This window comes from Ignatzschineria larvae DSM 13226 (assembly GCF_038500265.1).
GTDB classification, from domain to species: Bacteria; Pseudomonadota; Gammaproteobacteria; order Cardiobacteriales; family Wohlfahrtiimonadaceae; genus Ignatzschineria; species Ignatzschineria larvae.
Genome location: NZ_CP150637.1, coordinates 821,442 through 837,117, shown reverse-complemented (window position 1 = coordinate 837,117; position 15,676 = coordinate 821,442). Strand labels below are relative to the sequence as shown.

General features: G+C 40.0%; 14 protein-coding genes and 1 pseudogene. 6 read left to right on the top strand and 9 right to left on the bottom strand.

The features are described from left to right. Positions 1 to 64 precede the first annotated feature (64 nt). The 3 genes from trpCF to WMO13_RS03605 all read right to left on the bottom strand — a co-directional run bounded on the left by trpCF (position 65) and on the right by WMO13_RS03605 (position 4,403). Positions 65 to 1,459 carry a bifunctional indole-3-glycerol-phosphate synthase TrpC/phosphoribosylanthranilate isomerase TrpF gene (trpCF, locus tag WMO13_RS03615; protein ID WP_026879094.1) on the bottom strand — a complete coding sequence of 465 codons (1,395 nt, stop codon included), beginning with the start codon at positions 1,457 to 1,459 and terminating at the stop codon, positions 65 to 67. 88 nt (positions 1,460 to 1,547) lie between these two features. Further along, positions 1,548 to 2,579, bottom strand: coding sequence for an anthranilate phosphoribosyltransferase (gene trpD / locus WMO13_RS03610; RefSeq protein WP_156923274.1), 1,032 nt, complete (start codon positions 2,577 to 2,579; stop codon positions 1,548 to 1,550). 663 nt (positions 2,580 to 3,242) lie between these two features. Beyond that, positions 3,243 to 4,403 carry a metallophosphoesterase gene (locus WMO13_RS03605; RefSeq protein ID WP_026879095.1) on the bottom strand — a complete coding sequence of 387 codons (1,161 nt, stop codon included), beginning with the start codon at positions 4,401 to 4,403 and terminating at the stop codon, positions 3,243 to 3,245. Positions 4,404 to 4,797: 394 nt separating this feature from the next. Here WMO13_RS03605 and WMO13_RS03600 point away from each other — a divergent pair, with 394 nt between their 5' ends. The 5 genes from WMO13_RS03600 to WMO13_RS03580 all read left to right on the top strand — a co-directional run bounded on the left by WMO13_RS03600 (position 4,798) and on the right by WMO13_RS03580 (position 8,620). Next, a complete protein-coding gene (locus WMO13_RS03600; protein ID WP_026879096.1) occupies positions 4,798 to 5,862 on the top strand; it encodes a FecCD family ABC transporter permease in 1,065 nt (354 codons plus the stop codon). Beyond that, the gene (locus WMO13_RS03595) at positions 5,862 to 6,464 is read left to right on the top strand and encodes an ABC transporter ATP-binding protein (protein WP_342386907.1); all 603 of its coding nucleotides are present in this window, start codon (positions 5,862 to 5,864) and stop codon (positions 6,462 to 6,464) included. The genes WMO13_RS03600 and WMO13_RS03595 overlap by 1 nt, the downstream gene beginning before the upstream one ends. 78 nt (positions 6,465 to 6,542) lie before the next feature. Beyond that, positions 6,543 to 7,298, top strand: coding sequence for an IS5 family transposase (locus WMO13_RS03590; protein ID WP_342386815.1), 756 nt, complete (start codon positions 6,543 to 6,545; stop codon positions 7,296 to 7,298). After that, entirely contained in the window at positions 7,299 to 7,463 is a 165-nt protein-coding gene (locus WMO13_RS03585; protein WP_342386906.1) for a hypothetical protein, read from the top strand. A 137-nt stretch (positions 7,464 to 7,600) separates the two neighbouring features. Continuing rightward, positions 7,601 to 8,620 (top strand): ABC transporter substrate-binding protein, encoded by a 1,020-nt coding sequence (locus WMO13_RS03580; RefSeq protein WP_084331495.1) that lies wholly within the window; start codon positions 7,601 to 7,603, stop codon positions 8,618 to 8,620. 492 nt (positions 8,621 to 9,112) lie between these two features. On the opposite strand, the gene WMO13_RS03575 is transcribed toward WMO13_RS03580, so the two are convergent. The 5 genes and pseudogenes from WMO13_RS03575 to WMO13_RS03555 form a co-directional block, all read right to left on the bottom strand. Beyond that, positions 9,113 to 10,099 (bottom strand): hypothetical protein, encoded by a 987-nt coding sequence (locus WMO13_RS03575; RefSeq protein WP_156923272.1) that lies wholly within the window; start codon positions 10,097 to 10,099, stop codon positions 9,113 to 9,115. A 10-nt stretch (positions 10,100 to 10,109) separates the two neighbouring features. Continuing rightward, a complete protein-coding gene (locus tag WMO13_RS03570) occupies positions 10,110 to 11,972 on the bottom strand; it encodes a hypothetical protein (protein WP_026879098.1) in 1,863 nt (620 codons plus the stop codon). Positions 11,973 to 11,987: 15 nt separating this feature from the next. After that, positions 11,988 to 12,740, bottom strand: coding sequence for a DUF4123 domain-containing protein (locus WMO13_RS03565; RefSeq protein WP_342386922.1), 753 nt, complete (start codon positions 12,738 to 12,740; stop codon positions 11,988 to 11,990). A 12-nt stretch (positions 12,741 to 12,752) separates the two neighbouring features. Further along, complete coding sequence (locus tag WMO13_RS03560) at positions 12,753 to 12,941, bottom strand: hypothetical protein (protein ID WP_026879100.1); 189 nt, start codon at positions 12,939 to 12,941, stop codon at positions 12,753 to 12,755. Positions 12,942 to 13,083: 142 nt separating this feature from the next. Then, positions 13,084 to 13,818 (bottom strand): annotated as a pseudogene (locus tag WMO13_RS03555) (IS5 family transposase). A 17-nt stretch (positions 13,819 to 13,835) separates the two neighbouring features. Here WMO13_RS03555 and WMO13_RS03550 point away from each other — a divergent pair. Continuing rightward, a complete protein-coding gene (locus tag WMO13_RS03550; protein WP_084331496.1) occupies positions 13,836 to 14,198 on the top strand; it encodes a transposase in 363 nt (120 codons plus the stop codon). Positions 14,199 to 14,343: 145 nt separating this feature from the next. On the opposite strand, the gene WMO13_RS03545 is transcribed toward WMO13_RS03550, so the two are convergent. Then, a complete protein-coding gene (locus WMO13_RS03545; protein ID WP_034855829.1) occupies positions 14,344 to 15,597 on the bottom strand; it encodes an SLC13 family permease in 1,254 nt (417 codons plus the stop codon). Positions 15,598 to 15,676 lie beyond the last annotated feature (79 nt).

Here is a 15,676-nt window from a genome sequence, read left to right as displayed (position 1 = left end):
GTAATATCGTCTAGTAATTTTTTAGTTGTTGTTTGATTGTCTTTTAAGCATTTCAATCTACTGTTTAAACGTTTGCCATTGCTCTTAATGTCTGAAAAATCGCTTGTAACTTGACCGGATCTTTTTTGCCGGGGGATTTTTCTACTTTTGAGTTGATATCTAATCCAAAGGCGGGATATTGCAAGACTTCCGAGATGTTATCGCAGGAAATACCGCCGGCAATAAAGCAATTAGAAAGATCGCGATTCGCTAACAATTGCCAATTAAAAGGTTCTCCACTTCCCCCTTTAACGCCGTCTAATAGATAGTAATCGACATCTTGGTAATCCATTAGCGGCAGTGTATTTTCCCGCACCGGCAAGGCCTTAATAATTTGAATATGGTGCGGTAATAATTGACGAAGCTTTGAAATATAACTTTGGGGTTCTTCGCCGTGCAGTTGTACCGCTGATAATCCCACCTCTTGTGCAATAAAAGCAATGGTATCGATATCATCATTTTGAAAAACGCCCACCCATTTTAGGGGCGCAGATTCTCGAATCACTTTGGCTTGATGATAAGTGACACCCCGAGGACTTGAGAGAATGAAGATCAATCCACCATACGTTGCACCGGCTTCGTAGGCTAATTTGGCATCTTCTGCCGAGGTTAAGCCACAGACTTTATAGCCCCCTTGCAATAGCTGTTGTAAGGCTTGGGACAGATGATCGCTAGCCATTAGATGACTGCCAATCAAAAAACCATCGGCCGTCCGGCGTAGACGTTGAATATCGGCATATTGATGAATCCCGGATTCACTGATAACACACTGATCTTGTGGCATTAAAGCGCGAAGTCGTTCAGTTTTACTCAAATCAATGGAAAGATCGTGCAAATTACGATTATTAATGCCGATAATACGCGCTTGTAATTTGAGTGCCCTTGCCGCTTCCGCTTCATTATTCACTTCCGTTAAGATCCCTAAACCAAGCGTATGAGCAGTCTCTGCAAAATAGCGATACTCATCATCTCGTAATACCGAAAGCATTAAGAGCACCGCATCAGCGCCGGCCTCTTTAGCTAAGTAGAGCTGATAGACATCCACTATAAAATCTTTGCAGAGTAACGGGCGGGTTGTCAATTGCCGAGCTTGCTTCAGATCCTCATAACTTCCGCCGAAGTGACGATTTTCTGTTAAAACTGAAATCGCAGTGGCATAAGGTTCATAAGCGCTAATAATGGTGGATAAATTAAAATCGGTGCGGATCAATCCTTTTGAAGGGGATGCGCGTTTGCATTCTAAGATATAGGCCGGCTTGTGTGCCTTTTTTGGGGCTTCAATCGCTTGATAGAATCGTGGCTCACTGACAGTTTCCCCCATAATATTATCCTGCACTAATTGCAAAGAGCGCTCGCTCCGTAATTGGGCAATATCTATCCGGCGTTGGGCGACAATCGATTCTAATACAGTCATACTCATCTCTACGGTTCCTTCTCTATCCTATTGTGCAATGTTTTGAATAAGGGTTGTGGTTATCGTTATGGATCTTTCGGTTCTTCTCTTTTCCTTAGGCTCGAATAAGCTCTTCGGCAAAGGATGCAGAATCTTTTTCGGTTAAAATGGCTAATTTCTCTAAGGCGCGCCCTGAACGAATGGCCTCTAACGCCTGCTCGGCATTCTCTTGTAAATTCTCTTTGCCAAATAGCGTCAAGAAGAGCGCCACATTGATCGCCACCGCTTCTTGATGTGCAAGTGGTGCGTTGCCTGATAAGAGTTGTAATAATGTTCGGCGATTCTCAAGCGCATCCCCACCACGTAACGCTTCAAGGGGATGATAATGTAGACCAAAATCAGCAGGATTCACCTCATACGTGGTAATATTTCCTGCTTTTAATTCTGTCACTTTCGTGGCGCTATGAAGGGCTACCTCATCCATTCCACCGCCGTGAATCACTAAGAGATGTTCATAGCCGAGAAGCGCGCCGGTCTGTGCGATCAGTTCTGTTAATTGCGGATCATACACACCGATCATCGCTCGCTTAGGACGCGCCGGATTGGTTAATGGTCCTAGGATATTAAAAATAGTGCGCGTTTTGAGTTCTGCTCGTGTTTTGGCCGCATATTTAAAGCCTGTATGATAATGCGGTGCAAAGAGAAAGGTAATCTCATTGTCCATTACCGATTCTTTCGCAGCTTCCGGCGTTTTGAAAAGATCAATCCCAAGCGCTTGTAATAGATCAGATGAGCCCGTTAAACTTGAAACACTGCGATTACCGTGTTTAATCACCGTTGCACCACAGCAAGAAGCCACTAAAGCGCTAGCCGTTGAGATATTGACGGTATTGAGTCCATCGCCACCTGTGCCAACGATATCGGCAAAGGGTTGTTCAATCGCCGGGAATGGTTTGGCTAATGCGATAAAGGCACTCGCTGCACCGGCAAGCTCTGCAGGCGTTTCGCCCCGTAATTTCATTGAGATCAGCGCCGCACTTAATCGAGATTCACTGATTTTCCCCTCGGCGATAGCGGTAAAGAGTTGATAACTCTCCGCTTGGGTCATCGATTCCCCACTATAGAGCTTTTGGAAAATCGCCATTATCTCTACAGATAACTCTGCTCTATTCATCGCCGGATTATTGCTCATTTCTTGCATCTCTTTCATCTTGCTACTCCAATCTTTAATAGTGTCTTATCATCATTTCATCATCTATCTGCGGATTGTTTTAGCGATTCTAGAGACATAAAAAAACCCGCATTGTTGTTTGCGGGTTCTTCATCGATCTGCCTAGATAAAACTTTTAGCTATGCACAGTGACCTCTCCCGCTGTTGCGAGCTTGCCACCAATAGCTATAAAAGTTGATCGTTTGCATTTCTGAATTCCTTTGAATTATGTTCTTTTTGAAAAACTGATGAGATTGATTTGATCATTTGATTGATTAGTGAACTCATTCTCAAAAGTTCTCATTGCGTGTTAATAGTTATAGTGAGCTTTTAATTCTTTGTCAACAATGATTCTGATAAAAATCCATATTTTTCACTCTACTTCTCATTACTACACAGTGAAACTGCCCCATTTTACTGACAAGTTCACTGGTATAGTAAATTTGGTATTGTGAGATAACATAAAACCGTACTCAACAACCCTTGCATGATGCCGGATAGAACGGCTTCCTTGCCTCGATCAACCGATGCGCCGGCATTTTAATAAGCTTATTTTGAACCGATCTCACTATAAAATCAGTAATAAAATTAATGACAAAGTTACTGACAAACGTCTAACACGATATAATTCGAGCGTGTACCAATTCTAAACTGCCCGCCCCAAAGACCAATGCCGGAACTGATGAGGTAATGGTGAGTGCCCTCTTGTAATAACCCCGGCGCAACACCATTAACCCATCTGGCAACATAGTTATATGGCCATACTTGCCCATCGTGGGTATGCCCTGAAAATTGCAATAGATCACCCTCTGCACGTTGGTTTAGTGTTGGTTGATGATCTAATACAAAGAGTGGATATTGAGGGTCAAGCTCTGCGGTGAGCGCTTCAAAAGATTGCCGTAGCTTATTCATTTTGTCATCTCGCCCTACGAGATAGAATCCTTCCGGCAATAGCACCACTTCATCACGTAATAATTGAATATCGGTCTGTGCAAAAAAGTCGATACTCTCCTGCACGCCTGCAACATATTCATGATTGCCTAATACGGCATAGATCCCTTTTTTCGGTGCCAATCGGCCTAAAGCTTGCTCAATGCCTTGATGATAGAGCGGACGAACATCGTTATCAATCAGATCGCCACTAATAAAGATATAATCAGGATTCTCACGATTGATAAGATCAATCCATCGCTCTAACTGATCTCGCCCAATAATATGCCCTAAATGCAAATCACTGATCATCACCATCCGAAGCGGTTCAGCGCCATTTTGGCATTGTAATGGGGCTTCTCTTAATTGATGATGCTCTGCTTGCGTGACCGTCAATGGCGACAGCGTGACCGCATAATGTTCCCGCACTTTTTGCTGATACGTATAATTTGCCCAACCAAAAAAGCCGGCATAACCGATCAGTAAAATAGAGAGTAACAGGCCATTTTTCGTGCGAAAACGGTTCAATTTCGCCGATGAGATCCACTGAAAAGGCCAATTGATGAGACGAAACAGATCCATCAAGAACACAGGTAGGAAGAAGTAGATCAAACCAATCAGCCAAGCTGAGCCAAGTGTATAGAAAAAGGCCATCAATGGCAGAGGCATCGTCCGCGCAAAATAGAGTGACAGCGGTAAGCTGACCGTTAAAATCAGCGCAATAATCAATGCAATCCAGCGCAAGCCCCATTTTGCCGGCACCAATTGATAATAGCGCCACAACACATAACTCTGAATCAGGAAATAGAGTCCCATAATGACGATAAACATCTAGCCCTCCTTTTAAATTGAATCAAAAGGTTATCACACTCATTACCCGGCTTTCTACTCTTTTTAGTCGCCAAATCCATTGGACAGCAATCCGGAAACTCTCTATCATAGGGAACTATTTATGTATTTATTTACACATCTAATACAAAGATTTAAAATAAATACAACAACTAACCGAGTCCCCTTTACAAAAACACTTAGCAACTAACTATTACGACTAATAATTGATGCTAATACATGTTAATAGATAGAGAATTAAGAAACATAGAAAACATAGAAATATTCCTATTGATTACGTTTCAATATTGACACATGTTGTAATACGGTTTAATAACATCCTTCAAACTAATTCCACGATCATAAAGGGATTACCACTTAAAGAGATCACTATTCAATGAAGCAATCTGTTCCAACATCACTTTGCCATAAGATGAGATATCTCCAACATTTCAATCTCTATCAATTCCTCTTTTTTGTGGCCATATTGCTGATTGTCATCTTCTTCTCCCTCTTTTATGGCAGTGTTCATATCAGTTTTGAAGAACGTATCAGTACCGTTTTAAAAATCATCACCGGCACGCTCGACACCGACAATCTCAAGCCCTACGAAACGATCATCTACCATATTCGCCTGCCCCGAGTATTATTAGTGGCGATTACCGGCGCATCGCTCTCGCTCGTGGGGATTTTGATGCAAACCATTACCCGTAATGAATTAGCCGATCCCTATATTCTCGGCGTTTCATCCGGCGCAAGTGCCGGCGCTGTCTCGGCGATTGTGCTTGGGCTCTTTGCCTTTATCTCCCCTTATAATATCTACTTCGGCGCTTTTGTCGGCGGATTGGTTGCCACAAGTGTAGTCGTGGTTTTTAACCTCAATCGGCGTAATATGAGTAATCTCGTGCTGATTGGTATCGGAATCTCCAGCCTCTTCTCGGCGATGACGACGGCAATTATCTACCTCTCGAAAAATGAGAGTCAGGTCAAAAGTGCGATGTTCTGGATGCTCGGTAGCTTCTCCGGTGTGAAATGGTCCTTTCTTCCGCTTCCCTTTCTGGCGCTGATTGCCATTCTCATTTTCTGCCTACTCTGTAGCAATATTCTCGATACACTACTATTAGGCGCTGAGGCTTCACAGCAATTGGGCGTGAATGTTGGGATGATTAAATTAGCCATTATTCTGCTCTCTTCGCTTGTGGTCTCTATTATTGTGGCAAATGTGGGTGTGATCGCTTTTATCGGCCTGATTATCCCCCATATTGTCCGGCAAATTATCTCGGTCAAGCACTTTAAACTCTCGCTCTATTCGGCCCTGATTGGTGCTACATTCCTCATTATTATCGATACTATCTCTCGCAGTTGGTTTAAGCCGGAAGAGATTCCCTACGGGATTCTCACCTCCCTTATCGGCGCGCCGCTCTTTGTCTATATCATCATTCAAGGTAGCCGGAGACGTTAATGGCACAAGTTTATCCTATTCATATTCGCAATCTGAGTTACAACGGGATCTTAAAAGAGATCAATATTACGCTCGAATCCCCCAAACTCATCGGTATTATCGGCCCCAATGGTTCCGGTAAGACCACTTTACTGCGCCATATCTACCGAGATATCAAAACCAAAGCACAGGTTTTTCTCAATCGAGAGGATATCGCGCATTTCTCAATTAAAGCATTAGCCCGTGAGCTCTCTGTGTTGACCCAATTTAATGATCAAGTAGAGGGTAAATTAACGGTCGAAGAGATTGTCGTAATGGGACGAATGCCTTATAAGCGCTATTATGCGAATTATCAGGCTTCAGATTTTGCCATTGCCGAGCGCTATATGGCACGCTTTGGTTTAGAGAATATGCGTCATAAGACCTATGAAACACTCTCCGGTGGAGAAAAACAGCGGGTAATGTTAGCAAAATGCTTTACGCAAGAGACGGATCTATTCATTCTCGATGAGCCCACGAACCATCTCGATGTTCGCTATCAAGTGGAAGCGATGAAAGCGCTCGCAGAATCGCCAGCAACAGCCGTTGTGACCATCCACGATATCAATTTAGCTTCCAAATAGGGGCTGTTGAACATTGCAGTTCAAAATAAAAAAAGCGAGCGGTAGAATATTATCGTCAAAAAAAACCTACCTCTCGCTATGTCTCGAACCATGCTTACAGATAAACTATGGCTGAAACTGAAGCCTATTCTCCTAGATTTGAATATCTATGACAAACCAAATTTAAGAAATATCGTTGAGGGTATTCTATTTAGAATGAGAACAGGTGTTCCTTGGAGGGATATTCCTGAGCAATTTGGGCGACCTAATACTATTTTTAAAACTTTTAGTCGTTGGTCTAAAAATAACAAGCTCTTGAAATTATTTAAAAAACTATCACAAGATGTTGACTATGAATGGCTGTTTATAGATGCAACTCACATTAGAGCTCACCAGCATAGCACAGGAGCAACCGCAGATAATCCTCAAGCAATATCTAAAAGTGTTGGTGGAAATAGTTCAAAAATTCATATGATCGTAGATGCTTGCGGTAATCCCTGTGAATTTATCGTAACAGATGGAACGACCCACGATATCAAGGTCGCTCCAGAGCTACTTAGCAGGGTTCATTTAAATACGACAGATTACGTTAGTGCAGATAAAGGTTATGATTCTGAGAGTTTTAGAGAAGATATTATAAATCAAGGAGCTAAAGCTATTATTCCTAAAAAGAGGAATACTCTTACGAATAATAATCATATGGACTGGCATATTTATAAAACTCGGCATTTAGTGGAGAATGCATTTGCAAGGCTGAAACATTTTAGAAGTATAGCAACAAGATATGACAAGCTAAAACAACATTATGAAAACAACGTTGCTTTAGCTTGTGCCTATATTTGGCTGAAGTTATGAATGTTCAACAGCCCCTATTGCGATTATCTTATTTTGATGAAAGAGGGTGAAATCTATCAACAAGGGGCTCCCGAAACTGTACTCACAAAGGAACATCTCTATGCTGTTTTTGGCGTTCATTTTAATGTAGTGCCCATGGAAGAGCATATTGCGATCTTCCTCTAAATAATTATTTAACTGTTTATTTTTGAGGACTTGTTATTTGAACATCTATTTTAAATAATTCTTCTTTTAATTCTTTTCTTTTAATCCTTTTTTAATCCATCTCTCACCATCTTCTAACACTGATCAAGAGGTATCGTATGAATAAAATTGCACTAACACTATCGACCCTACTCTTCCCGGCACTGCTTTTGGCGCAATCGGTAGAAAGTACAGGTACAACGGCAGAAAGCCAATCGGCGTTGAATCAGCGTACCCCTAGTCAACCCATTGAGTTTACCGCTGATTTAGACGGACAACTCTACCAATTTAAATTAACAGAATATCCCCATCGAATTGTCTCCCTTAATCAGATCACCACAGAGATGCTCCTTGCCTTAGGTCTTGCCGATCGTATGGTGGGTACGGCTTTCTTAGAAGAACCGATCTATCCGCCGGTTGCTGAAGATTATGACAGGGTACCAGTGCTTGCGGAACGTTGGCCCTCTTATGAAGTCTTTATGGCCTCGAATCCTGATTTTACGACCGGCTGGGGTAATTCATTCTCTAAATTAGCGCTTGAAGCCAATAAGATTGTCCCTGAGGGCATCTCTATTTATGTACCTGAATCAATGACCTCCTCTAAGGCCGATGTCAATACTTACTTCAATGATATGCTCAAATTTGGGGAAATTTTTGGTATTGAAGCCGAAGCAGAAACCTATGTTGCCCAAGAGAAAGAGAAACTGAATGAAGTCATGGCCAAGATCGAAGCTTATCCGGTTAAAACCGCTTTTATCTTTGATGCACAAGACGGTAAACCTTATACCTTTTTCGATGGCTATACCACAGAGATGCTCAAATTGATCTCGGTGGATAATATCCTCGCCGGCAAAGGGGCGAATAAAACTTGGGCTGTGGGCAATTGGGAAGATATTGTAATGGCAAACCCGGAAGTGATCATTATCCCGATCTATAAAGGTTTTCGTAATGATGATGATTATGAACAGAAGATTGCGATTCTAGAATCAATGCCAGAACTTCAAGGCGTTTCCGCAGTGAAAAATAAAAACTATATCAAAGTGAATTTATCAGAATTAGTACCAGGTCCACGCTCGATCGATATTCTCCCTGAGCTTGCGAAGAAGATTCATAAATCGAAAGCAGAGAGCCATCAATAATGAGTTTGCCTTAGTTGGCGGATCCCCCTTAAAAGTCCCTGATCTTTTAACGATTAAGCCTTTCTTCTCGATTTTTTCTTCATCTAAACTTGAAGGCAATAAGGCATGCTGACAATCTGAGTATAAGAAGAAGCACCATATCTATCTTCTTGGTTATCTAAGTTGCCCTCATATACGAAAAACTTTTCAGTTGAGCGAACAATATTCGGATAACTTATCGAACTTCTAAAACGCCCCCTATTACGGCGTTATCATTTATTTCAGGCACAAAAAACCGCTTATGCGACTCGTCAGATCTCGGTTCTCTCATCCCTATTCCTTGATTAATATCGTTATAATGATATTATTTCGGTTAGAGCTTGCTTTAATCGCCTTGCTTGGGCTGTTAAAGTAGTTTGAGAGAGGGTCGGATCTCTGTCAAACCGATAGAGCTAATCTATAAGAGAGCCGTAAATGACGCAAGTTATTTACGGTTTTTCTTATTAAAAAAAATTAATATGCAACAACAATTTCCCCATCGACAAGGGTAAATGTTTTATTAATTGAATACTCTTCTCCTAAAGATGTGGTTATTGTAAGAGGAGAACTTATAGCGCTAACATCCCCTTTCATTCTGAATCTGAATAATTCACCACCAGGACTAATAATCAACTCCACATGATCTTTATCTTTTAAATAAACATCATAACCATCCGCCCCCCACAAATCGACGTAATTACCTAAAACACTTTTTTCCCAGCTCCGCTCAATGAGATTTCCTTGATAATTCTCTGTTTCTACTATTCCTGGCATCATCGAATTAACCAAATTTTGGTAATTCTTCTTTTTAAAGACATAGGCAAGCTCTTCGTATTTCCGCCACAGTTTTTCTCTATTATCTAGAGTATCAATAAAAGGCTCAGATTTATATTTCCATGTGTGAGTTCTAAAAGGATGTTTTATTTCAAGCAAGCGAGTAGCCAGAACATTATTCTGTAAGTCTTTATTGCTCTTATAATAAAAAGCATAATCCATGTTTTTAAGCCTTGGTTTAGAAGTCAAATGAGGCTCATTATAATCTTTACTCTCCGCAATGGAAAATATGCCATCTTTATCATAAGTTAAGCGTAAAGAAGTAACCTCTCTACTCTCTACTGTTTCATCTTTAGGGTTATAGACATACGCACTAACACTCATCTCACAAAATGAACTACTATCAGCGTTTGTTAAATCTACTCCTTCAATGCCTATCGTGTTGTGCCCTTCTTTTAAGAGCATTCCTATACGATCCATAAAGCTCCATTGAATCGTTAGATCTTTACCAACTGATGTATGGACAGGAATATTGTTAACTAAAAAATTGCAGTACATTCTCTCATAACGATAACTAACCACATAAACTACATCAGTTTCATCATTCTTTCTCATAAAAACATATCCACCTATAATTCCTAAAAACAAAACAAGACCCACTATTAGTAAAATGATTCTTTTTTTCATTCTTATCCCTTTAAAATTCATAAATTAAACAGGGGCTGCTTTTACTTTCCCCAGGAATAAACACTTTCGTGTCAATATGCCCGCTAATAGAGGTTAATTTCATCTCAACCCCACCAGATATTGACGCCGTATACCCTTCGCCACCCAAACTTATTCCTCCAACCTCCAACTTTAATGAAGGATCTGCACTATTAGCATTCCCTGTCCCCCTGTCTATATCACCAACAGCAGCTTCACCTTTTATAGTTAGCTCAAACCCTTCATACCATCCCGTTATTTGCTGTGCTTCTAATTTATAAAGCAATTTCCAAATAACCACAGCCTTCATAGCCGCACCAGCGCCCGCTCCAAACCCCAATATACGACCTTCAGCCCAAGCTCCACCATAAATTCCAAACTGAGCCTTTCCACCTAACTCAAAGCCTGTCGCAAAATCGATATCTTTATCTTTTTGTTCTTTTTTCTGCGTAAAATCTTCAGGTGAATCTAATAACCCACTATCTTTAAATTCCAACTCTCCCTCAATATCTACCGATCCTTGAAGGAAAATTGTCGCAGCAGCTCTAAGCCTCCAAAATCTCCACCAAGATTCCTTAGGCCCTTTCAAAACAGTCATTACATCATCAACGTCTCTTATTCCAGCCGTTTCATTAAAAACATTAATTGCATTTAATGCTAATGAAATCGCCTGCGTCTGCGGAGTTGGGGCTTTAGAAAGCAACTTCGAGACTGTCCCTAAAATATCAAAAGCTATCTCGGCACCTAATATCGGATCTCCTTTAAAGGTTCCTGAGCGTTTGATGATTAAGCCTTTTTGCACATTTTCTTCCTCACTTTGATTTGAAGAAAAATAACCATCAGCTAATTCAGCTTTTGCTGAAATAGTGATCTTGGGAAGCTTAAGCCCGCCCCTAACACCAAACTTATTAAACCCTGTTTTTTGGGATAGATTCTTTAACATCTTCCCAATATAAGGAATTTTTAGCCCTATTTCTGGTGAGGTAATGGTAGTTTCGCTCTTATCTAAAGCAATGACATAGCTAAATTCCAGCCCTGCATCATCTTTATCTCCTGAAAACTCAAGACTTACATTTAAGGACTGGGAATAATAAGGCATGCTGACAATCTGAGTGTAAGCAGCAGCACCATACCTATCTTCTTGATTGCCTAAGTTGCACTCATAAACAAGTAAACTCTGTAAAGAAAAAGGATAATCATCTAGCTTATTCAAAAATAAAAAATTTAGATGCCAATCAACAATATTTAAATCCAATAAATTACTACCGGTATGTTCTTCAGCATCTTTAACCTCTTTTAACAACATTTTATGCTGAGGACTTCCTGACGGATTATAAGCATTAAATTGCTGATTACCTTTAGGCCGAATATTCCCTTTCTCATCTATTGATCCCAAAATATAGGCGTGTTCAGGATCAAATTTAAGCTCTGTAAAAGAACCTTTTTTATACTGCAACTGATGATCTAATTCCATAGGAAAGGTGTGATGTATCTGGGTAATCGCACAACACTCTTCAATCTCTTCATCAGCAGTACACTCACCAATAATTTCAAAATCAATGGTATGATTTTTCTCTTTATCATCCTCATCTGCCGACTTCCCCGAATCAATAAGAAAAATTTGATCAGGAATAGGAGTCTCTTCTTTAGACTCCCAATAAAATGCTTTTTCTTCACCTGTACCATCTTTCAACGTCAATATGACTTCACACAAGCACTGCATGCGCTCACAAATTTCACAAGCACCATTAGCGTTGCTGCTCTCTTTTTTCTGCGTTTTTTCCGATGAAGAAGAATTCTCATTTATCACCTTATCATCTGGACCAAAACCTTCTACTGACGGCTTATAATGCATAACTCTCCCTCTATTTTAAATATTCTTCAACGTCCCAAACTCATTAAGTAGTAACATCCTAGCTCTATACGTACCGCTATTTTTATTACGAACTAACTTTTGAATCCACATATCGGGAGCTTTTTCAAAAAATAGAATTTTCTCTCGTATAAAAAGCAACGCTATTCCTTTTATTAATGTCCCGTCGTAGATTTCATTATCTAAACAAAATTGATTAATAGATTTTGATAACGTTAGAACATCCTCTTCAAACTCTTTCAAAAAATCACGCGTTTCTCCTTTATACCCTTCAAGCATCTTCCGATCTAAAGGATGGGTAATTTCCTTCCCCCTAACAAACTCGTGATAAAGCATATCTAAATGCAGCTGAAAACTATTATCTTTAGAGAGATAATCATTAACATCCATTCTCTCAATCATGTATCGATATAAGCAATCTTCAAATTTATTCTGATAATAACGATTAAAGGCGCTCTCTTGTTCTTCTGATAACGTCAAATAACTATCTTTCATCCGAGAATGTCGATATTTACTACGTCTTTCGTCAAAGTGATCCTGTCGATACTCTTGATAATTACTAGCAACTATCCCTATCGGCCCTAACAACCAACTCAATTGCAAATCATCGATAACTTCTGAGAAGTTCCAAAACACTCTAGGATCATAAAAACGAAACATCACAGGAACTTGCTGACTCGGTATTTTTACATATGTGAATTTCCGCAAGTGCTTACGCATCTCATTAAATGAGACCTCTTTTTCCGTAATAAGATAAATCCCCTAAGGATCTGCTAAAGAGGCAAACCACGGTTTGATACCATCATTAATCTCCACTAAAAAAGGGGCATTTCGAAAAGTGTTTGAATCAACGGGATCATTGTATAAACATGAACATTTAGCCCCGAACTCCTTCGTAACATCTAAAAGTCCTTTAGCATTACCATGACAAACAACTGCAAATATATTCACGAAAAACCTTTAATTTTTTAAAACGTAGACTCAACATCACGCTCTATTTTTCCCAATAATTCAATTAATTAACCAAATATTATCTAATTTTATAACTTAAATCAATATTACAGTAGGGGCTGTTGAACATTCATAATTTCAACTAAATATAGGTACAATCTAAAGCAACGTTGTTTTCATAATATTGTTTTAGTTTGTCATATCTTGTAGCTATACCTCTAAAATATTTCAGTCTTGCAAATGCATTTTCCACTCAATGTCGAACTTTATAAATGTGCCAGTCCCTTCGAGTATTGCTGGATAGACTATTTTTCTTATTTGGAATATTAGGAAGAACTCCTTGTTGAATTAGAGATTCACTTATTTTTTCAGATATATATCCTCAATCTACATTCAGCAATTGAGTTTCATTTAAATCAACTTGTCGAAAAGATCCGGCGCTACTTTTGCATCATGAGCAACCCCAACATTAATTATATAATCGAGAGAATTGCCGTGAGCCTACATGATAAGATGGATTTTAGTGCTATTCTTGCCAGTACTTTGCCAATGGCTTGAAATTCTGAGTTAGAAGATCGGGCACTGCTTTAATGTGCTCTGATGTGTGTTCCATCGATGGAATAATCATTTCATATCAGGATCTTGAATTGACATTTTAAATATTTTAGAAAATTTATCCCTCTTAAACCATCACCTAAAGGCTTTAAAAACGCTATTAGGTTTTCCAAAATACACGAGAAGACAGCGCGACCTGTTTTAAGGCGAAATAAAATACCTGTAAAATATTTCTTAAATTTGGTTTGTCATAGATATTTAAATCTAGGAGAATAGGTATTATCTTCAACCAGAGTTGGTCATTCAATAATGTTTGCGGCATAGAATAGAGATTCTATAATGTTTTTTAGCAATTACATTTTACAACTCTCTATTTTTTTATTTCGACATGAAGGAACAATGGATAGCCATTTTTCTGAGTTTTGGCTTGCAAATCAGTTACTACCTGAACTTCCTAAAAATAGCGTTATCGTTATGGATAACGCTAGATTTCACTGCAAATCTCAATTAAAAGTGATTTTATCAGGAACAGGCCATCGGCTATTATTCCTCCCACCTTATTCTCCTGATCTGAATCCCATTGAAAAATATTGGGCAACGCTCAAGAAAAAATGCGAAAAATATTACGTTATTTCTCAGCTTTTGAAGAGGCTTTTTTTAGTCTTTTTTAAACCTATTTCAATGCCGGCGCATCAGCTGTAAAAAGCCAGGAAGCTGTTCTATTCGGCATCTTGCAAGTGTTGGTGAGTCAGGTTTATGTTCTTTTAAATCCCGCAATAGCTGTTTAAAAACTAGTTTTCTTAAACCCAATTGACTATATTGGATAGGGGTACAGAAAATCAACACATTATCCTACAATCAGATCATTCACCCATAAGGCAATCACTGCCATTGCCATACAGATAATTGAGATAATGCCACCTGGCTTCGTGAAATCAAAGAAAGAGATTTTCACATTATGGGTTGCCGATTGCTCCACTGCTGTGATGCCGGCGATACTGCCAAAGATAAAGATATTACTCGTAAAACACGCACCTAAAATGAGCGCAGCCCCTAGGGCATTAGCATTTCCCTCAGGATGAACATATTGAATCAAGAGCATAATCGCCGGCGTTGTCCCGACAAAGATACTCATCACTGCCGTTACTAAGAAGAGTACGATCGGTTGATTGAGATTAATGCCGGCTTTTAAGAGATAATCTAAGATATCTTGCGGTGCACCGGTATGAGAGAGTGCAGCATTAACAATAAAGAGCCCCATAATCAGTAATAGTAAGTTACCATCCACCTGCTTTAACATATCGCTTGAAGCGATCTGCCGATTGAGTAAGAGGAAACTCGCCGCCGCAAGCGCCACCACTTCTCGCGGAATGTGGGTTAAGAGAAAACACGCCACCACAATTACAATCACAATGCCGGCCTTAATTGTCTCCCAACGATCAAAAGCCACAAAACCGGCGGTCTGTTCCGGCGCTTCCCCTTTTTTACTCGTCATCAAGTACCAACGATTTCGATAGAGAAATGCCACAACCGCCCAAGTAACCCCTAATGAGAGCAATACAGGAATACCGGTAACTTGCAAAATCCCCGAGAAAGAGAGATCGAGGGTCTGCGCTGTGATCATATTTTTCGGGCTCCCAATTAATGAACCTGCGGCACCATTATTCGCAGCAAAACAGAAACCTAAGAGGAAAGGAATCGGATTTAAACCGCGCGCTAAGGTAATCGACACTAAAAGCGGTGTCATTGCCACAACCACCACATCATTGGTTAAGATCGAAGCAAGCCCTGCGCCGACCACGATAAAGATCGCCAATAGCTTATTGGGCGATAAAGGCAGTGTTGCAATTTTATGCGCCACTTTATGATAAAAGCCGGCAACGGTAAAGGAAGCAGAGACCACCATTAAGCCAAAGAGTAATCCCACCGCACTATAATCGATAGAATCCCAAGCCACTTGTGGTGTTAATGCCCCAATACCAATCATCGCTAATGCCCCGGCAACAGCGGCACCGGTGCGGTCGATTTTGATCCAAGGAATACGGCCAAAAGCCATGGCAATATAGACTAAGACAAAGATGATAATGGTAAAATCTTTCATATATAGAGGTTTCTCAATCGTTGAGCGATGCGGATAAATGGTTGATGAATGAACTAATCAATGAATGGATCAAGGTTGA